This is a genomic window from Stutzerimonas stutzeri, from assembly GCF_051028275.1.
Taxonomy (GTDB): domain Bacteria; phylum Pseudomonadota; class Gammaproteobacteria; order Pseudomonadales; family Pseudomonadaceae; genus Stutzerimonas; species Stutzerimonas stutzeri_AS.
Genome location: NZ_CP069269.1, coordinates 640,210 through 663,270, shown reverse-complemented (window position 1 = coordinate 663,270; position 23,061 = coordinate 640,210). Strand labels below are relative to the sequence as shown.

At 61.7% G+C, this 23,061-nt stretch carries 21 protein-coding genes and 1 pseudogene; 19 read left to right on the top strand and 3 right to left on the bottom strand.

Annotation, left to right across the window (positions count from 1 at the left end; translation table 11 throughout):
• The first annotated feature begins 129 nt into the window (after positions 1 to 129).
• The 7 genes from JQR87_RS02945 (at position 130) to JQR87_RS02915 (ending at position 5,886) form a co-directional block, all read left to right on the top strand.
• Positions 130 to 612, top strand: coding sequence for a GNAT family N-acetyltransferase (locus tag JQR87_RS02945; protein ID WP_407297845.1), 483 nt, complete (start codon positions 130 to 132; stop codon positions 610 to 612).
• Positions 613 to 777: 165 nt separating this feature from the next.
• Positions 778 to 1,278, top strand: coding sequence for an urease accessory protein UreE (gene ureE / locus JQR87_RS02940; RefSeq protein WP_407292740.1), 501 nt, complete (start codon positions 778 to 780; stop codon positions 1,276 to 1,278).
• The gene (locus tag JQR87_RS02935) at positions 1,275 to 1,952 is read left to right on the top strand and encodes an urease accessory protein UreF (protein ID WP_407292742.1); all 678 of its coding nucleotides are present in this window, start codon (positions 1,275 to 1,277) and stop codon (positions 1,950 to 1,952) included. The genes ureE and JQR87_RS02935 overlap by 4 nt, the downstream gene beginning before the upstream one ends.
• Before the next feature lie 28 nt (positions 1,953 to 1,980).
• On the top strand, positions 1,981 to 2,595 hold the full coding sequence (ureG, locus tag JQR87_RS02930) for an urease accessory protein UreG (protein WP_407292744.1): 615 nt from the start codon (positions 1,981 to 1,983) through the stop codon (positions 2,593 to 2,595).
• A gap of 153 nt (positions 2,596 to 2,748) precedes the next feature.
• A complete protein-coding gene (locus tag JQR87_RS02925; protein WP_407292746.1) occupies positions 2,749 to 3,324 on the top strand; it encodes a HupE/UreJ family protein in 576 nt (191 codons plus the stop codon).
• 121 nt (positions 3,325 to 3,445) lie between these two features.
• Complete coding sequence (locus tag JQR87_RS02920) at positions 3,446 to 3,817, top strand: glucose dehydrogenase (RefSeq protein WP_407292748.1); 372 nt, start codon at positions 3,446 to 3,448, stop codon at positions 3,815 to 3,817.
• A complete protein-coding gene (locus tag JQR87_RS02915) occupies positions 3,814 to 5,886 on the top strand; it encodes a pyrroloquinoline quinone-dependent dehydrogenase (RefSeq protein WP_407292750.1) in 2,073 nt (690 codons plus the stop codon). Before JQR87_RS02920 ends, JQR87_RS02915 begins: the two co-directional genes overlap by 4 nt.
• Before the next feature lie 22 nt (positions 5,887 to 5,908).
• On the opposite strand, the gene amn is transcribed toward JQR87_RS02915, so the two are convergent.
• Together amn and JQR87_RS02905 are read right to left on the bottom strand one after the other, a co-directional pair.
• The gene (gene amn / locus JQR87_RS02910; RefSeq protein WP_407292752.1) at positions 5,909 to 7,405 is read right to left on the bottom strand and encodes an AMP nucleosidase; all 1,497 of its coding nucleotides are present in this window, start codon (positions 7,403 to 7,405) and stop codon (positions 5,909 to 5,911) included.
• Positions 7,406 to 7,459: 54 nt separating this feature from the next.
• Positions 7,460 to 8,800 carry a PLP-dependent aminotransferase family protein gene (locus JQR87_RS02905; RefSeq protein ID WP_407292754.1) on the bottom strand — a complete coding sequence of 447 codons (1,341 nt, stop codon included), beginning with the start codon at positions 8,798 to 8,800 and terminating at the stop codon, positions 7,460 to 7,462.
• 159 nt (positions 8,801 to 8,959) lie between these two features.
• Between JQR87_RS02905 and JQR87_RS02900 the strand changes: the two are divergent.
• Both JQR87_RS02900 and JQR87_RS02895 read left to right on the top strand, forming a co-directional pair.
• Positions 8,960 to 9,831: pseudogene (locus JQR87_RS02900) on the top strand (threonine dehydratase).
• Between the two features lie 235 nt (positions 9,832 to 10,066).
• Positions 10,067 to 10,909: an ion transporter gene (locus JQR87_RS02895; protein WP_407292756.1), complete on the top strand. Its 843-nt coding sequence runs from the start codon at positions 10,067 to 10,069 to the stop codon at positions 10,907 to 10,909.
• Positions 10,910 to 11,192: 283 nt separating this feature from the next.
• Here the strand turns inward: JQR87_RS02895 and JQR87_RS02890 are convergent, their stop codons facing one another.
• On the bottom strand, positions 11,193 to 13,133 hold the full coding sequence (locus tag JQR87_RS02890) for a sensor histidine kinase (protein ID WP_407292758.1): 1,941 nt from the start codon (positions 13,131 to 13,133) through the stop codon (positions 11,193 to 11,195).
• 266 nt (positions 13,134 to 13,399) lie between these two features.
• Here JQR87_RS02890 and JQR87_RS02885 point away from each other — a divergent pair, with 266 nt between their 5' ends.
• From JQR87_RS02885 to lnt, 10 genes are all read left to right on the top strand, one after another.
• The gene (locus tag JQR87_RS02885) at positions 13,400 to 14,194 is read left to right on the top strand and encodes a hydroxymethylpyrimidine/phosphomethylpyrimidine kinase (RefSeq protein WP_407292760.1); all 795 of its coding nucleotides are present in this window, start codon (positions 13,400 to 13,402) and stop codon (positions 14,192 to 14,194) included.
• 12 nt (positions 14,195 to 14,206) lie between these two features.
• Positions 14,207 to 14,848, top strand: a complete 642-nt coding sequence (gene thiE / locus JQR87_RS02880; protein ID WP_407292762.1) for a thiamine phosphate synthase — start codon at positions 14,207 to 14,209, stop codon at positions 14,846 to 14,848.
• A gap of 62 nt (positions 14,849 to 14,910) precedes the next feature.
• A complete protein-coding gene (gene hemL / locus JQR87_RS02875; RefSeq protein ID WP_407292764.1) occupies positions 14,911 to 16,194 on the top strand; it encodes a glutamate-1-semialdehyde 2,1-aminomutase in 1,284 nt (427 codons plus the stop codon).
• Positions 16,191 to 16,829, top strand: coding sequence for a hypothetical protein (locus tag JQR87_RS02870; RefSeq protein ID WP_407292766.1), 639 nt, complete (start codon positions 16,191 to 16,193; stop codon positions 16,827 to 16,829). The genes hemL and JQR87_RS02870 overlap by 4 nt, the downstream gene beginning before the upstream one ends.
• A gap of 124 nt (positions 16,830 to 16,953) precedes the next feature.
• Positions 16,954 to 17,496, top strand: a complete 543-nt coding sequence (locus JQR87_RS02865; RefSeq protein ID WP_407292768.1) for a tetratricopeptide repeat protein — start codon at positions 16,954 to 16,956, stop codon at positions 17,494 to 17,496.
• A gap of 145 nt (positions 17,497 to 17,641) precedes the next feature.
• Positions 17,642 to 18,982 (top strand): tRNA (N6-isopentenyl adenosine(37)-C2)-methylthiotransferase MiaB, encoded by a 1,341-nt coding sequence (miaB, locus tag JQR87_RS02860; RefSeq protein ID WP_407292770.1) that lies wholly within the window; start codon positions 17,642 to 17,644, stop codon positions 18,980 to 18,982.
• 140 nt (positions 18,983 to 19,122) lie between these two features.
• A complete protein-coding gene (locus JQR87_RS02855; RefSeq protein WP_407292772.1) occupies positions 19,123 to 20,130 on the top strand; it encodes a PhoH family protein in 1,008 nt (335 codons plus the stop codon).
• The gene (ybeY, locus tag JQR87_RS02850; RefSeq protein WP_407292775.1) at positions 20,123 to 20,575 is read left to right on the top strand and encodes an rRNA maturation RNase YbeY; all 453 of its coding nucleotides are present in this window, start codon (positions 20,123 to 20,125) and stop codon (positions 20,573 to 20,575) included. The genes JQR87_RS02855 and ybeY overlap by 8 nt, the downstream gene beginning before the upstream one ends.
• A gap of 39 nt (positions 20,576 to 20,614) precedes the next feature.
• On the top strand, positions 20,615 to 21,463 hold the full coding sequence (locus JQR87_RS02845) for an HlyC/CorC family transporter (RefSeq protein ID WP_407292777.1): 849 nt from the start codon (positions 20,615 to 20,617) through the stop codon (positions 21,461 to 21,463).
• A gap of 79 nt (positions 21,464 to 21,542) precedes the next feature.
• Positions 21,543 to 23,054, top strand: coding sequence for an apolipoprotein N-acyltransferase (lnt, locus tag JQR87_RS02840; RefSeq protein ID WP_407292779.1), 1,512 nt, complete (start codon positions 21,543 to 21,545; stop codon positions 23,052 to 23,054).
• Positions 23,055 to 23,061 lie beyond the last annotated feature (7 nt).

Here is a 23,061-nt window from a genome sequence, read left to right as displayed (position 1 = left end):
CTGTAATGCGCTACGTCTGTCGGCGTCCGCTCCGCGCGTTCGACAATCGCGTATGATCCCCGCCCCCGTGCGAGCCCCCTGACCGGCCGCTGTAGTCCGAGTATTGTTTCGATGTTCAAGTTACGAGCGATGCAGGTGCGCGATATACCTGCTGTCATGTCGATTCAGGAAGAATCCTATGCTGCGGAAGTCCACGAAGACGAAGCAGTGATTCTCAACCGCCTTGCAGCCTGCCCGCAGCTGGCCTGGGTGGCCGAAGATGATCAGGGTGTCTGCGCGTACCTGTTCGCCTACCACTCGCGGGTCGGCAAAGTGACCCCCCTTGATGGCAATTTCGAACCCCACGCAAAAGCTGACTGCCTGTATCTGCATGATCTCGCTGTATCCCGCCGAGCCAGCGGCCGGGGCATCGGTCCGGCGCTGGTGCAGAAAAACCTCGAACAGGCGCGCACTCAAAAGTTGCGCTATTCGGCGCTGGTGTCGGTGCAAGAATCCGAAGCGTTCTGGTCTCGTCTTGGCTACGCCGCTCATACGGAACTGGAGCCGCCCCAAGCGACTAATCTTGCCAGCTACCAGATACCCGCCGTGTACATGGTGCGTGCACTGCACTAGATGCACACTATTGGTGCAGCGCGAAACCTCACGCACCACCAAAGGACATGCTGAAGCCCCATCATCAGGCACGGTCGATCCGTAGCCTGCGGGCCGCGCCTGTTGTGTGGGGTTGGCAAGGGCCTTGCTCTGCTTGTGTATCTTGCACAACCGGAACTGCTCGCCATGCTGGTCATCCATCACCGCACCCCCCCGCAGCCTACCGCTGATGCGGAGCTTGAGCTGACCTACGAGGCTCGTAGCAAAGCGCGTCTGCGCTGCTTCACCACCGCCGGTGAGGATGTCGGACTGTTTCTCGAACGCGGCCAGCCACCCCTGCATGACGGTGAATACCTGCGTGCCGAAGATGGCCGTATCGTCCGCGTACGTGCCCGTGCAGAACAGCTCCTTCACGTGACCTGTAGCAGCGCGTTCGAACTGACACGCGCCGCCTATCACTTGGGCAATCGCCACGTGGCACTGCAGGTAGGCGACGGCTGGCTGCGCCTGCTCGACGACTACGTGCTCAAAGACATGCTGCTGCAGCTGGGCGCTAGCGTCGAGGCCATCGAAGCCCCCTTCCAGCCAGAGCACGGCGCCTACGGTGGCGGCCATCACCACTCCCACGCGGGCGAAGCCGGGTTCAGTTACGCACCCCGCCTGCATCAGTTCGGCGCACGCAAGTGAATCCGGCTGCGTTCGCGTTGCTACGGCTTGCCAGCCCGCAGTTGCCGATCGGCGGTTATAGCTATTCACAAGGACTCGAACTGGCGGTCGAGCAGCAACGCGTGCATGACGAATCCAGCGCCAGTCGCTGGCTAGGCGACCAGCTTTTACTGAACCTGGCTCGCTTCGAAGCGCCGCTATTGCTGTCGCACTGTCAGGCCGCTGCCGCTGAATGTTGGGACGAGCTGGAGCGGCTCGCCGCCATTCATCGAGCCAGCCGAGAAACGCGCGAGCTGCGACTGGAAAGCCGGCAGATGGGCTATTCGCTCAAGCAACTATTGGACAACCTGCCAGAACTCGACGCCCCGGCCCGCGCCCTGTTTCAACGCATCGACGAACCCGGCCTCGCCCTCGGCTGGGCCTTGGCAGCGCGTGCCTGGCACATCAGCCCGGACGACGCGCTGGCGGCCTGGCTCTGGGGATGGCTGGAAAATCAGCTGGCCGTGCTGATGAAAACCCTGCCGCTCGGTCAGCAAGCGGCGCAACGCATGACCTCGCACCTGCTGCCAACCCTTCAGCGGGCCCAGCACGACGCAACCGTTATCGAGCCAGAACACTGGGGCAGCGCCGCCTTTGGCCTGTCCCTCGCGAGCATGGCCCATGAGCGTCAGTACAGCCGCCTGTTCCGCTCATGAGACAACTTACACAACGAGGAAACAGACCATGAACACACATCCCCTTCGCGTCGGCATCGGCGGCCCGGTCGGCTCTGGCAAGACGGCGCTGACCCTCGCCCTGTGTCTGGCGCTGCGCGAGCGCTACAACCTGGCCGTGGTTACCAATGACATCTATACCCAGGAGGATGCGCAGTTCCTGGTACGCAACGAGGCGCTGGCACCCGAGCGCATCATCGGTGTCGAGACTGGCGGTTGCCCGCACACCGCAATCCGTGAGGATGCTTCGATCAATCTGGAGGCGGTCGAGCAACTCAACCGCCGTTTTCCGGGGCTGGACCTGATCATCGTCGAGTCCGGCGGCGACAACCTGTCGGCAACCTTCAGCCCGGAGCTCTCGGACCTGACCATCTACGTGATCGACGTGTCGGCCGGCGACAAGCTGCCGCGCAAGGGCGGGCCGGGCATCTGCAAGTCCGACCTGCTGGTGATCAACAAGGTGGACCTGGCGCCGATGGTTGGCGCCTCACTGGACGTCATGGACCGGGACACCCGCAAGATGCGCGGTGACAAGCCCTTCGTGTTCAGCAACCAGAAGGTGGGCCAGGGGCTCGACGAGATCATCGCGTTCATCGAAAAACAGGGAATGCTCAGCGCCGCCTGAACCGAATCACCGTGAAGCAGCGTGGGGCGCCGATTCCCCGCGAACGCGCCTTGAAAGCTTCGCCAGCACACTGGCTCCTCACATGAATAGCCGTCTGGCGTAGGGATCGCCTCGACGATTCGCGACCGCCATGCAAACCAGAAGGAATACCGCATGAATCTGAATAAAAACGTTGTCCTCGCTTCCGCGCTGCTGTTCAGCCCGGCTTTGGCGTTCGCCCATCCTGGCCATGATCACGCTGGCGTCATGTCGGGTATCGCACACCCGATTTTCGGTCTCGATCATTTATTGGCAATGGTTGCGGTCGGACTCTGGGCGGCGCAGCAAACAGGCATGGCACGCTGGGCTTTACCCTTGACCTTCGTCGCCACGATGTTGCTGGGTGGCCTGCTCGGATTCTCTGGTATTGAATTGCCATTGATGGAAAGCGGTATTGCCGGCTCGGTACTGGCGCTTGGGCTTCTGGTTGCATTGGCGGTGCGCCCGCCGCTGGCCGTTGCCGTCGGGCTGACCACCCTGTTCGCACTCAACCATGGCGTCGCCCACGGCCTGGAGCTGCCTATCTTATCCAGCCCATGGGGTTACGCTGCCGGCTTCGTCGCCGCGACCGCAGCACTGCACGGCATCGGTTATGCCGCCGCGCGCAACTTGCCGCAGGTAGCGGCCCCACTGGTGCGCATCGCAGGTGGTGCCGCCGCGCTGGCAGGTGCCTGGTTGCTTGCAACCTGAACCCGACATAAACCGAAACATCAACGGAACCTGAGCGCACCCTGAGACCCAAAAGTTGAGTTACGCCTCCGATTGCGTTCGGTGGCGCCTCACTCACCCATCTTCAGGGAGCAAGCGCCACGTGTCCGGATCCCCTCACGCCCGCGGCTTCGCCTATTGGGCATTGAAAGTCTTCTCCATCATCGTCGCCCTGTTCGGGCTCGCCCTTGCCGCTGGCGGCGTCTGGCTCATCACCCTCGGCGGTTCCTGGTACTACCTCATCGCTGGAACCGGCATGCTGATTTCTGGCGTGCTGCTGTTCATGCAGCGCATCAGTGGCGTCTTACTCTACTGGCTGGTGTTCATCGGCACCCTGATATGGGCGATCTGGGAAGTCGGCCTCGACCCATGGGCGCTGGTGCCTCGCGTAGTCGCGCTGGCCGTGATCGCCATTCTGACACTGGCATTCATTCCGGTGCTGCGGCGCCCTACTCGCAGGGAGGCGCACCCATGATTCAACTGATTCGACTGCTTAGCCTGCTGGGCCTGGTCTGGTTACCGCTCGGCCACGCCCAAACGTCGGCCGCGGACCCTTCGCTCGAGCCCGCTACCACGGTTTCGCCGAGACCGGCGGGTGGAGAACCCGAACCGGCTGACTGGACCGCCTACGGACGCAATAACGCGGCCACGCGCTACTCGCCGCTTGAGCGAATCAACCGCGACAACGTCGCCGAACTCAAGCCAGTCTGGGGCTATCGCACCGGCAACCTGCCTGATCAATCGGTGGTCGACAAGAAGTGGGCGCCGGAAACCACGCCACTCAAGGTCGGCGACAATCTCTACCTGTGCGATGCGCTGAATGTTCTGATTTCGTTGGACGCCAGCAGCGGCCGTGAACGCTGGCGCTATGACCCGCAGGTCTCAACCGACCATATCCCCTACTCAGCCACCTGCCGTGGCGTGAGCTACTACGAGGTGCCGGACGCACCCGATGACGCAGCCTGCAAGCGCCGCATCATCGAGGGCACGCTCGACGCCGAACTGGTGGCGGTGGATGCCGATACAGGCGTGCCCTGCGCGGACTTCGGCCATGCCGGGCATGTCGACCTGATGGAAGGGATGGGCGACTCCGTACCGGGCTACGTCGCAGTGACGTCACCGCCAACCATCGTTCGTGGAGTCGCCGTGGTCGGGCATCAAGTGCTCGATGGCCAGAAGGAAGACGCGCCGTCCGGCGTCATCCGCGGATACGACGCGACCACCGGCGAGCTGGCCTGGGCGTGGGACATGGGCCGTCCTGGCGAGACCGGGCTGCCCGAAGGGGATGATGTCTATACCCGGGGCACCCCCAACGCCTGGACGATCTTCTCCGGCGACGAGAACCTCGGGCTGGTCTATGTGCCGATGGGCAACTCGTCGGTCGACTATTGGAGCGGCAACCGCCGTGAGTTCGAGGAACCCTACTCGACCGCGCTGGTGGCCCTGGACGTTACCAACGGAGCAGTGCGCTGGGTGTTCCAGACCGTGCATAACGATGTCTGGGACTATGACCTCGGGTCTCAGGGCAGCCTTATCGACTTCCCGGTCGGCGAGGGACGCACAGTTCATGCGGTCGTGCTGCCGACCAAGATGGGCGACATCTATGTCCTCGACCGCCGCACCGGCGAGCCGCTGACGCCTGTCGAGGAACGTCCGGTGCCGGCCAGCCCGCTGCCTGACGAAACGCTTTCAGAGACTCAGCCATTTTCCACCGGCATGCCGTCGATGCCACGCGAGCCGCTGACCGAGAGCGACGCCTGGGGTGTCACACCGCTGGACCAGCTCTGGTGCAGAATCCAGTTCAAGCGCGCCAATTATGAGGGCATGTACACACCGCCGAGCGTAGACAGGCGTTTCCTGCAATGGCCGGGCTACAACGGCGGTAACGACTGGGGCAGCGCCGCGGTCAACACCGATCGCAACATCCTGGTGCTGAACTACAACCACATCGCCATGCATGACCGGCTCATCCCGCGAGAAAAGGCCGACGAACGCGGCATGGTCCCACTTGGCGTACCCGGTGGCAGCACCTCTTCCGGCGGCTCAGTGCCCCAAGCGGGGGCGCCCTATGCCGTGTCCATCCAGGCCTGGCGCAACAGCCTGACAGGCGTCCCCTGCTCCCGGCCACCGTTTGGCGGCATCATGGCCATCGACCTCAACACCCGGAAGGTGCTGTGGAATGAACCACTAGGCACAGCCCGGCGTAACGGGCCGTTCGGTATCCCTTCGCACCTGCCAGTGACAGTGGGTACACCGAATAACGGTGGCCCGGTGATCACCGCAGGCGGCTTGATTTTTATCGCAGCAGCAACAGACAACCTCATCCGCGCCATAGACATCGACACGGGCAAGGTGCTGTGGGAGGACGTGCTGCCCGCCGGTGGCCAGGCGACGCCGATGACCTACGAGGTCGACGGGCGTCAATACCTGGTGATCGTTGCAGGCGGTCACCATTTCATGGAGACGCCACCGGGCGATTATGTGGTCGCCTACAGCCTGCCAGCCAAAGGCGACCCCAAACTGCCGGACTTCCTGAAAGACTGAGCGTCTCGGCGAGCCGCATCCGTTAGCGGAACGGCGGCTCGTCGAAGCTGCGCAGTTTGCGCGAGTGCAGCGAATTGAGCTGGTTGCGGAGCAGATCGAGCGCAGCAATCCCGATCTTCAAGTGCTGGGTCACGGCGCGCTCGTAGAAGGCGTTGGCTGAGCCCGGTAGTTTGATCTCGCTGTGCAGCGGCTTGTCCGACACGCATAGCAGCGTCCCGTACGGCACTCGCAGGCGATAGCCCTGAGCAGCGATGGTGCCGCTTTCCATGTCCACCGCCACCGCTCGGGACAGGTTGATCAGCGGCCGTTCCTGCGCCCAACGCAGTTCCCAGTTGCGGTCGTCGTAGGTCAGCACCGTACCGGTGCGCAGCCGCTTTTTCAGCGCCTCGCCCTTGTCACCGGTGATTTGCGCGGCCGCTTCCTGCAGCGCCTGCTGCACTTCAGCCAGGGCCGGCAACGGGATATGCGGCGGCAGCACGCGGTCGAGGATGCCATCGCGGCGCATATAGGCGTGCGCCAGCACGTAGTCGCCGATGGACTGCGACTGCCGCAGCCCGCCGCAATGGCCAATCATCAACCAGCAATGCGGACGCAGCACGGCCAGATGATCGGTGATGTTCTTGGCATTGGACGGACCAACACCGATGTTGACCAGGGTGACGCCATCACCATCCTTGGCCTGCAGGTGATAGGCCGGCATCTGGTAACGATGCCAGAGCACGCCGCCAATGATCGCCTGGGCCTCGCCCTCGTCCATGCCACGCTCGATGATGATGTTGCCCGGCAGCACCATGCGCACGAAACGGGTGTCGTCGCGCAGCATGTCGAGGCCGTGGCGGATGAACTGGTCGACGTACCGGTGGTAGTTGGTCAGCAGGATCCAGGGCTGCACGTGCCGCCAGTCGCTACCGGTGTAGTGCACCAGCCGCCGCAGGGAAAAATCCACACGCGCTCCATCGAACAGCGCCAGCGGATAGGGATCGGCATGTTCCCAGTCATAGAGGCCGTCGGCGATGTCATCGGTGGCCGCAGACAGATCAGTACTGGGGAATACCCGAGCCAGCTCGGCGGCGGTTACGCCGGTGCCGGCCAGCTCATCACCCTGCTCGATCACATAGGGATAGGGAATGTTGCGATCGCTGATGCCCACTTCGACCTTCACGGCGAAGTCGTCAATCAGCGGGCGCAGCTGGTCGAGCAGGTAACTTCGGAAAGCCGTCGGGTGGGTCACGGTGACACTGTAGACGCCCGGTGACTGCACCTTGGCATAGGCGCGGGTAGAGGCCGGTACCTCACCGTGACAGGCGTAGGTCAGGCGTAGCTCGGGATAGCGGAACAGTGCACGTTCAGCGAGGTCCGGTTCTTCACGCGTGGCGACATAATGTTTGAGGGCCTGGTTCAGTGCACGGGTAGCATGCTGATGCAGCTCGGCAAGGTGGTCCACGGCCGCTTCAGCGCTGGTGGCAATGCGAAAGGTCTCGCCTGCTGGGTTCATGGTGGGTTTTCCTTGTCTGGTCATTGAAAACATCTTGCCTGCTGTTCGATGACAGCGGTAGCACCGGTTTGAATGCATTCATGGGCAGCGCGCCGCAGTGCCCCGCGCGATCGCCTCCAACCGAGCCTTGAGCACCGCCAGGCTGGGCGCGGCGGTCAGGCTCAGCCGCAACGCGCTCGGTGCGCCATGGCCGACAGCGAACACGTTGGCCGCTGCCGCTTCGAGACCTGCATCACGGCACAGCGCTTCGAGATCCAAGCCATCGGCAAGCTCAAGCCACAGGTGTGGCGACGAGGCCGATCGCCTCAAGCCAAGCAGTTTCTGCGCCAGCCGCCAACGACGCGCTACCTGCTCACGCTGCCAACGCAACCGACGCGCAGCCGTGCCGTCTTCCAGCCAATCGCAGGCGATGCGCAGGCACAGCGGTGAAAGCGCCCAACTGGTCGCCTGTGCTTCAGGGTCGATACGCGACAACCACTTTCGCGAACCCGCAATGAAGCCCAGCCGCAATCCCGGCGCGACGGTCTTCGACAGGCTGCTGATCCACAAGGTGCGCTCGGGCAGTACCGAGGCCAGCGATGGCTCATCGCCAAGCGCGCCATAGACATCATCTTCCAGGATCAACAGGTCGTGACGGCGTGCCACGGCAGCGATTTCTTCGCGGCGGCACGCATCCATGCTGACGGCGGTAGGGTTCTGCAGGCATGGGGTCAGCACGGCCACTCGCGCCGACGTGGCACGGGCCAGACGATCCAGATCATCCGGAAGAATGCCATGCTCATCCATTGTCACTCCATGCAATGGCAACCGAAGTTGCCGCCCCGCTGCCTTGATGCCCGGCGAAGTCAACGCCTCTACCAGCACCGGCTCGCCGGGTTCGCACAAGCCCAGCAAGGCGGCAAACACGCCCTGCTGGGCGCCGGCACAAAGCACCACGTTTTCAGGAGCCAGATCCAGCCCGCGCCTGGACAGCCAGCCACCCACGACCAGCTGACCACGCTGCAGGCTGCGCGCCGACGGATAGCCTTGCAAGCTGGCCAGTTCACCTGAACGGCAAATGGCCGACAGGCTCCTTTGGAAGTCCTCATCATCCGGATCAAGCACCGGCAAGTTAGTCGAAAGATCGACCAATTCGGGATGCGCATCGGGCATCTTCAGCCGGAACAGGCTCGCTTCGCGGCTGCTGGCCAGCACATAGGTGCCGCGCCCCACTTCACCGCCGACCAGGTGTCGACGCGCGGCTTCGCGATAGGCCTGCATCGCGGTGCTGGGGTTGAGACCCAGCGCCCAGGCCAATCGCCGCTGAGGCGGCAATCGATCGCCCGGTTTCAGTTCGCCGCTTGCAATAGCCGAGGCGATGGCGTCGACCAGGGCCAGGTAGCGTGGCTGATCATCGGATCGGAGTTTGGGTAACCACATTGTCTGCCATGCAATATATAGATTTACCCACACAATGCTCGCGCCTAGGATCGACGTCAAACCTTCAAGGAGCTCAAGGTGTTCGATCTCGACTCACTGCGTCACGCAGCCGCCCTCATCCAACAGAGCGTACCGCCCACACCACAACATCAGTGGCCTTTGCTGGCTCAACGGCTGGGCTGCGACGTCTGGGTGAAACACGAGAACCACACACCGGCCGGCGCATTCAAGGTCCGCGGCGGCGCGCTCTACGTGCATGAGCTGATCAAGCGCGAACCGCAGCTGCCGGGGCTCATCACTGCCACTCGTGGCAATCACGGCATCAGCCTGGCGATGGCCGCACGCAAAGCGAGCCTCGCTTGCAGATCCTGGTGCCCGAAGGCAATTCCACCGAAAAGAACGCCGCGATGCGCGCCTATGGCGCGGAGGTGATCGAGTACGGTCGTGACTTCGATACGGCCCGCCAGCAGGCCGCGGAGCTGGCCAAGGCGAACGGCTGGCATTTCGTCCCATCCCTGCATCCGGACCTGATCAGAGGCGTCGCGACCTATGCCCTGGAGCTTCTTGAGGCGGTGCCTGATCTTCGCAGGGTCTATGTGCCGATCGGGCTTGGCTCCGGCATCTGCGGAATGATTCGGACCCGCGACCTGCTGGGCCTTGAGACCGAAATCATTGGCGTGGTGTCCAGTGCTGCCGATGCTTATGCACAGAGCGTCGAACAGGGCCGCATCGTCTGCACCGAAACGGCGGATACATTTGCCGATGGCATGGCCTGCCGAATGCCAGCGCCGGAAGCCCTGGAGATTATCCAGAACGGTGCGGCGCGCATCATCCGGGTCGATGATGCAGAGATTCGCCAGGCCATCGTTGCGCTGCACGAAGACACCCACAACATTGCCGAGGGCGCGGGTGCTGCAGCGCTGGCAGCAGCCCTGCAGGAAAGAGACAGCAATCGCGGCGAACGGATCGCCGTTGTGCTCAGTGGTGCAAACATCGACCGCAAACGCTTGGCGCAAATATTAGGCGGTTAACGTCCGGGCAGCTGATACGACGATGACGAACCTGAAAGGACGTCAGACAGGTGCCGCCGGTTGCGGCCGGGCAGCGCCTGGCCTGACCGATGCCACTGGGCCCTGTTAAATCACGAAACGAGCCGCCCCTCCTGGACACTTCCCCGCGCCGTGCCGCAGCGCCATACTCGCGCCCGCCCGGCCCTAGCGCTGCAAAAGGCGGCCGGAGCGTTGACTGATCACACAGGTAAGCAACATGCAGGTAAAACGCCCAGAGAAGAGCGCCCGTAGTCGCCTGGCATATTTCATCGGGAGCCCCGCGGTCCAGCGCAGCATTCTGTTTCTCATCGTAATCAACGCGGTCATCCTCGGCATGCAGACCTCGGCTTCGCTGGTGGCGAGCTGGGGCGAGCTGCTTGTGGCTCTGGACACGCTGATTGTGAGCGTGTTCGTGGTCGAGATCGCTGCGCGTATCTACGTACACCGCGCCGCCTTCTTCAAAGATCCGTGGAGCCTGTTCGATTTCACCGTGGTAGCCATTGCGCTGGTGCCGGCCAGCGGCCCGCTGAGCATTTTGCGAGCTCTTCGCGTGCTACGGGTGATGCGCATGGTGACCATGGTGCCGTCGATGCGACGTGTTGTGGGCGCGCTCCTATCGGCCATCCCAGGCCTCGGCTCGATTGCGATGGTGCTGGCGCTTGTCTTCTATGTGTCTGCGGTGATTGCCACCGGCCTGTTTGCTGCCGAATTTCCTGAGTGGTTCGGCAGCCTCGGCCGGTCGATCTACACTCTGTTCCAGGTCATGACGCTCGAAAGCTGGTCGATGGGCATTGTGCGCCCGCTGATGGAGGTATACCCCTACGCCTGGGTTTTCTTCATCCCGTTTATCCTGATCGCCACTTTCACGATGCTCAACCTGTTCATCGCCATCATCGTCAATGCCATGCAGACGGTCACGGATGCGGACCACCAGGCCACTCAGGTCAGCATTGATGCAGCGCGCGAGCACATCGAGGCCGACTTGCACGACGAGGTCCGAGCCCTGCGCGGGGAGATAGCCGAGCTCAAAGAACTGCTACGCGACCAGGCGCACCGCTAGGCGAAGCCGCCTTGCTCGTAACAGGCAACGAGTAGCAATCATGCCGGGTCGCCAGCGCGTTCCGCATGGACGGCTGCGCAATAAGGGCGCAATCGGATATCAGCAGCTTAGGCATCAACGATGCTGGAGCGGACCATGCAATCGCAGCGGGACAGGAAGGGATCCGCCCGTGCAGCCAGGCATGCAGGTCTGCAGCACTGCATGAGGGTTTCGGCGACGTCCGCACGATGCCAAGGCCAGCACAGGCCGAGCCCTAGTGTGCAAACGCGTGGCTTTTGCCCTTTCAGCCCAGTTTCACGGGCAGCAGCACGTGGAAACTGCTCCCACGGCCTGGTTCGGATTGGCAGGAAACCGTTCCGCCCTGCAATTCAACCAGCTGTTTGCACAGTGAAAGGCCAATACCCAATCCTCCGTACTGACGGGTCATGCTGCCGTCGAGTTGGCGGAAATACTGGAACAGCGAGTCACCGACAGGCGCGTCGAACCCAACCCCTGTATCGGTCACCGTTAAATCCAGCATGAAGTCGGGCGCCGTCTCGTATCCCTTGACCGAAAGGGTGATGCCGCCGCGCAAGGTGAACTTGATGGCGTTGTCGAGCAAATAACCGAGGCACTGTTTCAGTTTGCCAACGTCGCCGATCAGCATCTCCGGAAGCTGACTATTCAGTTCTAGATCGAAGCTCAACCCTCGGGTTGCGGCACGTGAGCCGTAGTCTGCGTAGAGCTCATCAACCAGTAGTCGAAGACCGAACGGCTCGTTACGAACACGCAGTTTGCCCGCCTGCAATTCGGTCAAGGCAAGGATGTCATTGACCAGACGCATCATATCGCGCGCCGATCCTGTTGCGATGCGCTGGTATTGCTCCAACTCGCCGTTCAACTCCAACGTACGCATCAGATCGAGGCTGCCAATCACGCCATGCATCGGCGTCCGCAGTTCGTGGGTCACGTTGGCGAGAAACTGATCCTTGAGGCGATTGCTCTCGGCCAGCTCGCGGTTCATGGCTTCAAGCTTGCGCCCGGTTTCCTCAAGCACCTGAGCGCGCTCCTCCTTCATCATGTTGATCCGGTCGGCCAGGGCAAGTGACAACAGGGCCACCTCCAGCGCCGAGCCGATCTGTCCGGCGTACATGGTGATGAATGTGTGCGGCAGATAACCCAGCACCATCAGCGTGTTGATCTGCCCCCCGATGAGGAACGCCGACCAGGCGATCAAGAAATAGCGCGCGACGCGCATCCCTCGGTACCAGGCCAGAACGGCGGCGATAAAAATCACCACAATGAACCAGAGCGCGAGGAAGGTTGCCATCCGCAGCGCCAGCGCATAACTGGAGGTCAGCGATACGACCATAGTCGCCGCCCCAAGCCCCATCAGCAGCATCAAGGTACGGTCGATCCAGGGGCTATGCTCGCTTGTATGCAGGAAGCTGCGTGCGAATTGGCAGCCAAAAAGCCCCGCCGCGCCAATCAGGAATGGCGTCGATGCATTGGCCCACCACGGCCAATTCGGCCAGAGGTACTGCACGCCAAGGCCGTTGACCGAAACCTGATACAAGCCGAACGAGCCAATGTAGAGGATGTAATAGAGATAGCTGCGGTCACGTACGCTGAGGTAGATGAACAGGTTGTAGAACAGCATCACCAGCAGCACGCCGTAGATGATGGCAAGCACGTAAATGTGCCCCGACTGCTCTTCCAGATAAGCCACCGGCGCCCAAAGGGTGAGCGGGACCTGGATCGAGCCCTCGCTCTCCAACCGAAGATAGATTCGCAACGGCTGGTTGGGCGTCAGCTGCAGTTCAAACAGATGGTTTCGCTGTTTGATCTGGCGATCATGGAATGGCAGCGCGTCACCGCTCCGCTGCGCCAGCCGATAGCCACCGTGACCATCTGGCAGATAGAGATCGAGGTGATCGAGCGGCGGATAGGCCAGTTCCAGCCACCATCGACTGTCCTCGGCCAGCGGCTCGGCACGGTAATTCAGGTCGATGCGCAACCAGAACGCTGAGCGTGAATAGCCAGCATTGAGCACATCCTCACGGTGCTCGACGAAGCGACCAGCCGCATCGAGCGCGATGACCTCTTCAATGGTGGCTTCGCTGCTGGGATCTTCCAGCACAGCCATGACCTGGCCGAGTGGAAGACGCTGGGTATTGCTGCTGAACTCGACGGCGCCTGCCATCGCTGGCAACAGGGCGAGCAGAAAAAAAACAATATGGTGCATGAAGAACGCAATCCGTCGAGCTGCGTCAGAAGAACCCCAGTTCCCCTGATTGGCCACAGCCGAAGCTAAGTGCTGGCACTTTAACATGGTTCTGACGCCACAGAATCCACGTCCTGCATGTCACCGGACAGACGTACGCAGCCGCAACAGCCAGCCGTGTCGGCGTGAACTGCCCGGCCGGATTGGTGATAAGCTCGCACGCCATGAAACCCGGCTGCGCCTAGCTCCGGCCGAACCCACCACGCCATGAATCGGGGAACCCATCGATGTCCGGCCACTGCTCCCGCCCTGTCGTTCTTTGCCTGTCCGGCCATGACCCGAGTGGCGGTGCGGGGCTACAGGCCGACATCGAAGCACTGATTGCTCAAGGATGTCACGCCGCGCCGGCCGTCACTGCACTCACCGTTCAGGATACCGTCAACGTAGCCGACTTTCGCGTCCTTGATCGCGAGTGGGTGCTGGCCCAAGCGAATGCGGTCATCAGTGACCTGCCGGTGGCCGCAGTCAAGCTCGGCATGCTCGGCTCGGTGGAGATGGTCGAAACCGTGTTGGAAATCATGCAGAAGCTACCAGACGTCCCGCTGATCTGTGACCCGGTGCTGCGCGCCGGTGGCGGCGGAGCGCTGGGCAAGGATGAAGTGGGCTACGCCATGCGTGAACGTTTGTTCCCGGTAGCCACCATTGCCACACCGAACCTGCCCGAAGCACGAATTCTGGCCGAACTCCCGGATGGCAGCGCCGATGAATGTGCGGAAAAACTGCTGCCCTTCATCCGCCATCTGCTGATCACGGGTGGCCATGGCGACGAGACAGAGGTGCATAACCGCCTCTATACCCGCGACGGCAGCCGCTACGACTTCAGCTGCCAGCGTCTGCCGGGCAGTTATCACGGATCCGGCTGCACCTTGGCCAGTGCGTTGTCCGGGCGGCTGGCGTTGGGCGAGGAATTGACCAGCGCAGTGAAATCCGCCCTCGATTACACCTGGCGCACCCTGCGTGACGCCGAGGCACCAGGCCGTGGCCAATATATCCCACGTCGATTGCCGCTGGATCTGGCCTGAGGAGGCCACCCCATGAAGGACACCACAAAGCTCTGCGGCCTTTATGCAATTACCGACAGCAAGTTGTTGGCCGATGGCCGACTCCTGCCCTACGCCGAAGCGGCGCTCAAAGGCGGAGCCCGCCTGCTGCAATACCGCGACAAATCCCATGACGATGCGCGACGCCTGCGCGAAGCCGAAGCATTGCGCGAGCTCTGTGACCGACACGGGGCTCAGCTGATCATCAATGATGACGCCGAGCTTGCCGCGCGCCTGGGTGTCGGCCTGCACCTCGGCCAGGAAGACGGCTCGCTTTCAGCAGCCCGGGCCCTGCTCGGACGTAAAGCCGTCATCGGTGCCACCTGTCATGCGCGTCTGGATCTGGCTGAGCAGGCCATCCGCGAAGGTGCCAGCTATATTGCCTTCGGTCGATTCTTCGACTCCAACACCAAGCCAGGCGCACCTCAGGCAACGCTGAACCTTCTGGCAGAGGCGCGTCAGCGGTTCGGCGTACCAATCACAGCGATTGGCGGCGTGACACATGAAAACGCGCCGAGGTTGATCGCCCAGGGTGCCAGCCTGATAGCCGTCGTCCACGCTTTGTTCGCTGCCGATACGGCGGGCGAAGTCGAACGCCGCGCGCAAGCCTTCAGCGAATTATTCGCCATCAACTGAACGCCGTACGGCCTCCAGCCGCCGTGCCAAGCCCACCTATTCCTGTATCGAGAGAGGCCCTTATGTCCCGTTCCGAAACCCTCTTCGCAAGCGCACAGAACCGAATTCCCGGCGGCGTGAACTCGCCGGTACGCGCCTTCCGCAGCGTTGGCGGTACGCCGTTGTTCTTCAAGCACGCCGAAGGCGCCTACGTGACCGACGAAGACGACCAGCGCTACGTCGATTACGTCGGTTCCTGGGGCCCGATGATCCTTGGGCACGGTCACCCGGACGTTCTCGACGCGGTTCGCAATCAGCTGCAGCACGGTCTTTCCTACGGTGCACCGACAGCGATGGAAACCGAAATGGCAGTGTTGGTCTGCAGCCTGGTGCCGTCCATGGAGATGATGCGAATGGTCAGCTCTGGCACCGAGGCGACCATGAGCGCGATCCGCCTGGCCCGCGGCTACACCGGACGCGACAGCATCATCAAATTCGAAGGGTGCTACCACGGCCATTCCGACAGCCTGCTTGTAAAGGCCGGGTCCGGCGCCCTTACCCAAGGTGTTCCCAGCTCCGCGGGCGTACCGGCAGCCTTCGCCAAGCACACCTTGACGCTGCCCTTCAACGACCTGGCGGCCGTCGAGCAAATGCTCGCCGAAGTAGGCAGCGAAGTGGCGTGCATCATCGTCGAGCCAGTTGCAGGCAACATGAACTGCGTACCCCCGGCGCCCGGTTATCTGCAAGGCTTGCGCGAGCAATGCGACAAGCACGGCGTCGTTCTGATCTTTGATGAAGTGATGACGGGCTTTCGTGTCGCCCTTGGCGGTGCTCAGGCCCATTACGGTGTCACCCCGGATCTAACGACCTTTGGCAAGATAATCGGCGGTGGCATGCCGGTCGGCTGCTTTGGCGGCAAGCGCGCCATCATGGAGCGCATCGCACCGCTGGGCCCGGTCTATCAGGCCGGCACCCTGTCAGGAAACCCGCTGGCGATGGCTGCAGGCTTGACCACCCTGAAGCTGATCAACCGTCCCGGCTTTCACGACGAACTCACCGCCTACACCACGCGGATGCTGCACGGCCTGAAAGCGCGAGCCGAAGCAGCCGGCATTCCGTTCGTCACCACACAGGTGGGCGGCATGTTTGGTCTGTATTTCAGCGAAGCGGACGACATTGTCACGTTCGATGACGTAATGGCCAGTGATGCAGAGCGCTTCAAGCGTTTCTTCCATCTGATGCTCGAGGGTGGCGTGTACCTGGCGCCCAGTGCGTTCGAAGCCGGCTTCACGTCCATCGTTCATGGCGACCACGAGCTTCAGATTACCCTCGATGCGGCCGAACGCGCCTTTTCTCAACTGAAATGAACCTGATGCCTGATCTGCTACAAGCCATATTGCTGATGCTGGCAGGGCTGGCGAGCGCAATCGGGATAGGCCGCGCCCGACGGGGCTACGGCGAGCCTGATCAACCGGCTCTGTTTTCGGCTCTGCTCGCGTTCAGCCTGGCATCGGGGACTGGCGCATGCGCGGCGGCACGCCTTGCCCTGGGTGCTGATACGCTCGAGGCCGAACGCTGGCTGTTGCAGGCAACCCTGCTGCTCGGCTTACCGCTCGTCGGCGTAGCCGCGCTCACGCTATCGCGCAGATGGACGTGGAGCCGCCCCACATGGGGACGGGTAGTGATCGGCTTATGCGCCTTTTTTGAACTGGCCAGACAGCTGGGCTGGAGCGCGCCATATGCACTTTCGCTGGGCCTGCTGAGCGCGCTTCTGGTCGTTTATGCGGGCTTGCTGCAGTGGCCTGCGCGCCTGCAGACCACGGCAGGGCTGGCCGGAGGCGTTTTGCTCATGGCGCTGCTGCCCTGGGGTGGGCTGCTGACTTACTCCAATCCGCTGCAGGCAAACCAGCAGCTGTGGTTGGCACTGGCCATGCCTGTCATCGCCTGGCTATTACTGCGCCTTCCGGGAAATTTGGGCGAAGAGAACCCTGTGTCTTCTTAAAAAGCCGAGGGTTAGCCCTTAAAGCCTTTGTAAGCAGGCCGGCGCTTATCCATAATGTGACTGTCGGCTCGTTTCACGCCGGATTTTTTCAGTCACCGCCCTGATCTTCGAGGCGCCTTGATTCATGACTTGCACCGGCCGCAGCCTAACGCTTGGCTGCCTGCTGCTTCTCTCGCCCCTGCTAGCCACGGCAGGCGGCAATTCGCTGCTGGTTCCGGCGACCTCCCGCTGCGCTCTGAATACCGTCCCCGAGGCGATGCAAGAGGCATTGCGCGCCTGCGAACAGGCCGCCAGCGAAGGCGATCTGCAAGCGGCGTACGAGCTTGGCGAGCATTACTATGATGGTCGGCGCGCCCCGCGCGATCTTGCCAAGGCCCTGCAATGGTTCGAGCAAGCCTCGCTTCAGGGGCACGCCCTTGCGCAGCATCGACTGGGTATCATGTTCTTTCGGGGCGAAGGAGTGCCGGCAAACAATGTTCAGGCCTACGTAGTGCTGAAGATGTCTGCAGTCAATGGCGAGGAAGGCGCGCTCGACACGGCCGATCGTGTCTCGGCGCAAATGCGTCGCGATGAACTCGAGATCGCTACCCAAGTGTTGGGGCAGATTTTTCGCGACTACCTGATGGATCTGCAAACCGCTGGCGAGAGCAAGCCCTTCACACGCTGACCTCGCCGGCCTGCGGCTCGGTCTTGCCGCCGAGCGCACCACCTGGCCCACCCGGGGTCCGCACCCAGCTTCGCGCTGTGCTTTTAACCGGGTTCGGGTGCGCATATAATCGCCGGTCATTTTTTGCACAACGCCGGCCCGAGACATGACCCGCAAGCTCTATATCGAAACCCACGGCTGCCAGATGAACGAGTACGACAGCTCGCGCATGGTGGATCTTCTGGGTGAGCAGCAGCCCCTGGAGATCACCGCGAACCCGGCCGAAGCCGACGTGATCCTGCTCAATACCTGCTCGATTCGCGAAAAAGCTCAGGAGAAGGTGTTCTCCCAGCTAGGCCGCTGGCGGGAGCTCAAACTTGAAAATCCGCAGCTGGTTATCGGCGTTGGTGGCTGCGTCGCCAGCCAGGAAGGCGCGGCGATCCGTGACCGCGCGCCCTATGTCGACGTGGTGTTTGGCCCGCAAACCTTGCATCGCCTGCCCGAAATGATCGATGCAGCCCGGACGACGAAGAAGCCTCAGGTGGACATTTCGTTTCCTGAGATCGAGAAATTCGACCGCCTGCCTGAACCCCGCGTTGACGGTCCGACCGCTTTCGTATCGGTCATGGAAGGCTGCAGCAAGTACTGCACCTTCTGCGTGGTGCCGTACACCCGCGGTGAGGAAGTCAGCCGGCCGTTCGATGACGTGCTGGCCGAGGTGATTCACCTGGCCGAAAACGGTGTTCGGGAAGTCACGCTGCTCGGGCAGAACGTCAACGGTTACCGCGGCGCCACCCATGACGGGCGCACCGCCGATCTGGCCGAACTGATCCGCGTGGTTGCGGCAATCGATGGCATCGACCGCATCCGCTACACCACCAGCCACCCGCTGGAGTTCTCCGATGCGCTGATCCAGGCCCATGCCGAAGTGCCGGAGTTGGTGAAGTATCTGCATTTGCCGGTTCAGTCCGGCTCCGATCGGGTGCTGGCTGCGATGAAGCGCAACCACACGGCGCTTGAATACAAGTCGCGCATCCGCAAACTCAAGGCAGCGGTTCCGGACATACTGATCAGCTCGGACTTCATCGTCGGCTTTCCGGGCGAAACCGAAAAGGACTTTGAGCAGACCATGAAGCTGATCGAAGACGTCGGCTTCGACTTCTCCTACTCCTTCGTCTACAGCTCGCGGCCCGGCACGCCGGCAGCGGACCTGGTCGATGAGACCCCTGACGAGGTCAAAAAACAGCGCCTGGCGATCCTGCAACAGCGGATCAACCAGCAAGGCTTTGAGAACAGCCGACGGATGGCAGGCACACGGCAGCGCATTCTGGTCACGGACTACTCTAAGAAAGACCCAGGAATGTTACAGGGCCGTACCGAGCACAACCGGATCGTAAACTTCCGTTGCGACAACCCCCGGTTAATCGGCCAATTCGTCGATGTGCACATTGACGATGCGTTGCCGCATTCGTTGCGCGGCACGCTGCTGGAGCAAGTCGCCAGCTGAACGCCTCAGCGTGGCTGATCGCCGTATAAGCGTCAGCCGTGTTTCCGTTACGGGTCGCAACGATCAGTGTGCCGCTGCTTTTTTTGTCGCGCGGCGCTATTCTCGTCCAACATTTTGCAAAGCAGGTCAACTAAAAGCCCTTGAACGCCCCCACAGAACCTCATCGCTTCACCCTCGAACCCTTTGAAGCCAAACGCTTCGCCAATCTCTGCGGCCAGTTCGACGAGCATCTGCGCCTAATCGAACAGCGCCTGGATCTGGAAATCCGCAACCGCGGCAATCAGTTCGAGCTGGTCGGCGCACCGGATGTAGCCCAAGCAGCAGAGCATCTACTGCGACGCCTTTACCGCGAGACCAAGAGCATCGAGCTCTCGCCGGACACGGTTCACCTGTTCCTGCAGGAATCGGCAATGGAGGAATTGAGTGACTCGTCCACAACGCCGAATATTTCGCTGCGCACCCGCAAAGGCAACATTCGCCCGCGTGGCGTGAATCAACAGCTTTACGTCAAGTCTATTCTCGATAACGACATCAATTTCGGTATCGGGCCGGCCGGTACAGGCAAGACCTATCTGGCGGTTGCCTGCGCGGTCGACGCACTGGAGCGCGAGCAGATTCGTCGCATCCTTCTGGTACGCCCGGCAGTCGAGGCCGGCGAAAAGCTTGGCTTCCTCCCTGGCGATCTGGCACAAAAGATCGACCCTTATCTCCGCCCGCTCTACGACGCGCTGTACGAAATGCTCGGCTTCGAGCAGGTCGCCCGACTGATCGAGAAACAGGTTATCGAAATCGCGCCGCTGGCCTACATGCGCGGACGTACGTTGAACAACAGCTTCATCATCCTCGACGAGAGCCAGAACACCACGCTCGAACAGATGAAGATGTTCCTGACCCGTATCGGCTTTGGCTCGACCGCGGTGATCACCGGCGATATCACGCAGGTCGACCTGCCCCGCGGCACCAAGAGCGGTCTGGCCCACGTGATCGAAGTCCTCAAAGACGTAAACGGCATCAGCTTCACGCACTTCAAACCAAAGGACGTTGTGCGCCATCCGCTGGTGCAGCGAATCGTCGAAGCATACGAAGCCTTCGAGGGCAACCAGACCCAAGCGGGCAGCCGTGCTTCGCAGGGCAACCGAGGTGATTGAACTCGACCTGCAGGTGGCGACCGACGGCGCCATTCCGGATGAAGGCGATCTGCGCCGCTGGTGCGAGCTGGCGCTGCGCCAACGCAAGGGCGACTCCGAACTGACCATCCGCCTGGTTGATGAAGGTGAAGGGCGCGAACTCAATCGCACCTGGCGCCAGAAGGATTACGCTACCAACGTGCTGTCTTTTCCGGCCGACGTGCCCGATGATCTGCTGGATATCCCGTTGCTTGGCGATCTGGTGATCTGTGTGCCCGTGGTCGAGCGCGAGGCAGCTGAACAGGGCAAGCCGCCGCAGGCGCATTGGGCGCACCTGGTAATACATGGCTGTTTGCACTTGCTCGGTTACGATCACATCGATGACGACGAGGCAGAGGAAATGGAAAGCCTCGAACGTCAACTGCTGGCCGAACTGGGTCATGCCGACCCCTACGCCGACGAATAGCCCTCTTTGGGTGACTGCAAGGACCATTGAGTCAAAGACATGAGCGAAGACCGATCGAGCAACGGGCAGAAGTCCTGGTTTGGAAAAATCAGCCAGGCTTTTGCCCATGAGCCGAAAAATCGTGAGGAGCTGCTGGAAGTATTACGCGGCGCACATCAAAACAAACTGCTCGACAACGAAGCCTTGGCGATTGTCGAGGGCGCCATTCAGGTTGCTGACTTGCAGGTGCGAGACATCATGGTGCCGCGCTCGCAGGTGATGAGCATCAGGGCCGACCAATCGCCAAGGGAGTTTCTCCCCTCGATCATTTCCGCAGCGCATTCGCGCTATCCGGTAGTGGGCGACAGCCTCGATGAAGTCATCGGCGTGTTGCTGGCCAAGGACCTGCTACCGCTGATCCTGCAGAGCGATCAGCAGAATTTCGACATCAAGGACCTGCTGCGTCCGGCCACCTTCGTGCCCGAATCCAAACGCCTCAACGTGCTGCTGCGCGAATTCCGCGCCAACCACAGTCATATGGCCATCGTCATTGACGAATACGGCGGTGTGGCCGGATTGGTAACCATTGAAGACGTGCTCGAACAAATCGTCGGAGACATCGAGGACGAGCATGACATCGAGGAAGACAGCTATATCCGGCCATTGCCTAGCGGGGATTTTCTGGTCAAGGCACTGACACCGATCGATAGCTTCAACGAATTCTTTCAGAGCGAGTTCTCAGATGAAGAATTCGATACGGTTGCCGGCCTGGTGATGAGCACCTTCGGTCACTTGCCCAAGCGTAACGAGGTGACCGAGATAGATGGCTTCCGGTTCCGCGTCCTGAACGCCGACAGCCGCCGCGTGCATATGCTGCGTCTGACCCGGACCGAAGTCGAAAACCGCTAGCTGCAAAACCTCAGAAAGCCCCTTAGCATCCACCCGCCGAGGCCCGCGTTAGCACTCGGCGGTTACCCAAGGACCATCCATGCGCTGGATTACCCGCCCCGGCTGGCTGGGCAACCTGCTGGCGCTCGCCGCCGGTGCCCTGACGACCCTGTCGCTCGCCCCTTTCGACATCTGGCCACTGGCACTGGTGTCGATAGGCGTGATTTACCTTGGCTTGCGCAACCTGACGCCGAAGCAGGCGGCCGGCCGCGGCTGGAGTTATGGTTTCGGCCTGTTCGCGTCAGGTGTGAGCTGGGTTTACGTCAGCATCCACGACTTCGGTTCTGCACCGCCGGTCCTGGCCGGCGCCTTGACCCTGGGCTTCGTCGCAGGTTTGGCCCTGTTCTTCATGCTACTGGGCTGGACCTGGGCTCGCTGGGTGCAGCAAACCAAGGCACCGCTGCTCAATGCCCTGCTGTTCGCCGCACTTTGGCTTGCTCTGGACGCCCTTCGTGGCTGGGTGCTGACCGGCTTCCCCTGGCTTTATGCAGGTTACAGTCAGCTCGATGGTCCGTTGGCCGGGCTTGCACCGATCGGCGGCATCTGGCTGCTGACGTTCGTGCTCGCCTTGACCGCAACGCTGCTCGTCGAGCTCCCTCAGCTCCTGCGCCAAAAGGCATCGGCGACCGCTGCAGTGGCGCTTCTGGTCGCCTTTTGGGGCGGCGCGCTGGGCTTTGGCAAACACGCATGGACGACAGCGAAAGCTGAACCACTCACCGTCGCCGCCATGCAGGGTAACGTCGCCCAGAGCATCAAATGGGATCCGAAGCAACTCGAGATGCAGTTGCTGCTGTACCGTGACATGACCTTCCGCAGCGAACCGGTGGATCTCATTGTCTGGCCAGAAACCGCCGTGCCTATTCTCAAGGAGCACGCCGAAGGCTACCTGACAATGATGAGCCGCTTCGCCCAAGACCGGCAGTCGGCGTTGATCACCGGCGTCCCGGTACGCCAGCCCAATGCCGAGGGAGAATTGCGCTACTACAACGGGTTGACCACCGCAGGCGACGCTCAAGGTACCTATCTGAAGCAGAAGCTGGTGCCGTTCGGTGAATACGTGCCGCTGCAAGACGTCCTGCGCGGCCTGATCGCCTTTTTCGACTTGCCGATGTCGGACTTCGCAAGGGGTACGCCAGGTCAGTTGCTGCTGCAGGCCAAGGGTTATCAGATCGCGCCTTTCATCTGCTACGAGGTTGTCTACCCAGAGTTTGCCGCCAGCCTCGCAGCGCAGAGCGACATTCTACTGACGGTTAGCAATGACGCCTGGTTCGGTCACTCGATTGGCCCGTTGCAACACCTGCAGATGGCACAGATGCGCGCCCTCGAGGCCGGCCGCTGGATGATTCGTGCCACCAACAATGGCGTCACGGTGCTGATCGACCCTTACGGCCGCATCACCGAGCAGATCCCGGCGTTCAAGGAAGCGGTGCTATACGGCGAGGTTACGCCCATGCAGGGGCTGACGCCTTATCTGCAGTGGCGCTCCTGGCCGTTGGTCGTTGTTTGTATGGTGTTGCTAAGCTGGGGCCTGGTGCGCCGTCAGCGTGGCTGATGGTCAT

Bases quoted from the DNA above. Each gene is read 5' to 3' on its own strand.
- JQR87_RS02945 (WP_407297845.1), top strand. From the start codon at position 130: ATGCAGGTGCGCGATATACCTGCTGTCATGTCGATTCAGGAAGAATCC.
- ureE (WP_407292740.1), top strand. From the start codon at position 778: ATGCTGGTCATCCATCACCGCACCCCCCCGCAGCCTACCGCTGATGCG.
- ureG (WP_407292744.1), top strand. From the start codon at position 1,981: ATGAACACACATCCCCTTCGCGTCGGCATCGGCGGCCCGGTCGGCTCT.
- JQR87_RS02925 (WP_407292746.1), top strand. From the start codon at position 2,749: ATGAATCTGAATAAAAACGTTGTCCTCGCTTCCGCGCTGCTGTTCAGC.
- JQR87_RS02915 (WP_407292750.1), top strand. From the start codon at position 3,814: ATGATTCAACTGATTCGACTGCTTAGCCTGCTGGGCCTGGTCTGGTTA.
- amn (WP_407292752.1), bottom strand. From the start codon at position 7,405: ATGACCAGACAAGGAAAACCCACCATGAACCCAGCAGGCGAGACCTTT.
- JQR87_RS02905 (WP_407292754.1), bottom strand. From the start codon at position 8,800: ATGTGGTTACCCAAACTCCGATCCGATGATCAGCCACGCTACCTGGCC.
- JQR87_RS02895 (WP_407292756.1), top strand. From the start codon at position 10,067: ATGCAGGTAAAACGCCCAGAGAAGAGCGCCCGTAGTCGCCTGGCATAT.
- JQR87_RS02890 (WP_407292758.1), bottom strand. From the start codon at position 13,133: ATGCACCATATTGTTTTTTTTCTGCTCGCCCTGTTGCCAGCGATGGCA.
- JQR87_RS02885 (WP_407292760.1), top strand. From the start codon at position 13,400: ATGTCCGGCCACTGCTCCCGCCCTGTCGTTCTTTGCCTGTCCGGCCAT.
- thiE (WP_407292762.1), top strand. From the start codon at position 14,207: ATGAAGGACACCACAAAGCTCTGCGGCCTTTATGCAATTACCGACAGC.
- hemL (WP_407292764.1), top strand. From the start codon at position 14,911: ATGTCCCGTTCCGAAACCCTCTTCGCAAGCGCACAGAACCGAATTCCC.
- JQR87_RS02870 (WP_407292766.1), top strand. From the start codon at position 16,191: ATGAACCTGATGCCTGATCTGCTACAAGCCATATTGCTGATGCTGGCA.
- JQR87_RS02865 (WP_407292768.1), top strand. From the start codon at position 16,954: ATGACTTGCACCGGCCGCAGCCTAACGCTTGGCTGCCTGCTGCTTCTC.
- miaB (WP_407292770.1), top strand. From the start codon at position 17,642: ATGACCCGCAAGCTCTATATCGAAACCCACGGCTGCCAGATGAACGAG.
- JQR87_RS02845 (WP_407292777.1), top strand. From the start codon at position 20,615: ATGAGCGAAGACCGATCGAGCAACGGGCAGAAGTCCTGGTTTGGAAAA.
- lnt (WP_407292779.1), top strand. From the start codon at position 21,543: ATGCGCTGGATTACCCGCCCCGGCTGGCTGGGCAACCTGCTGGCGCTC.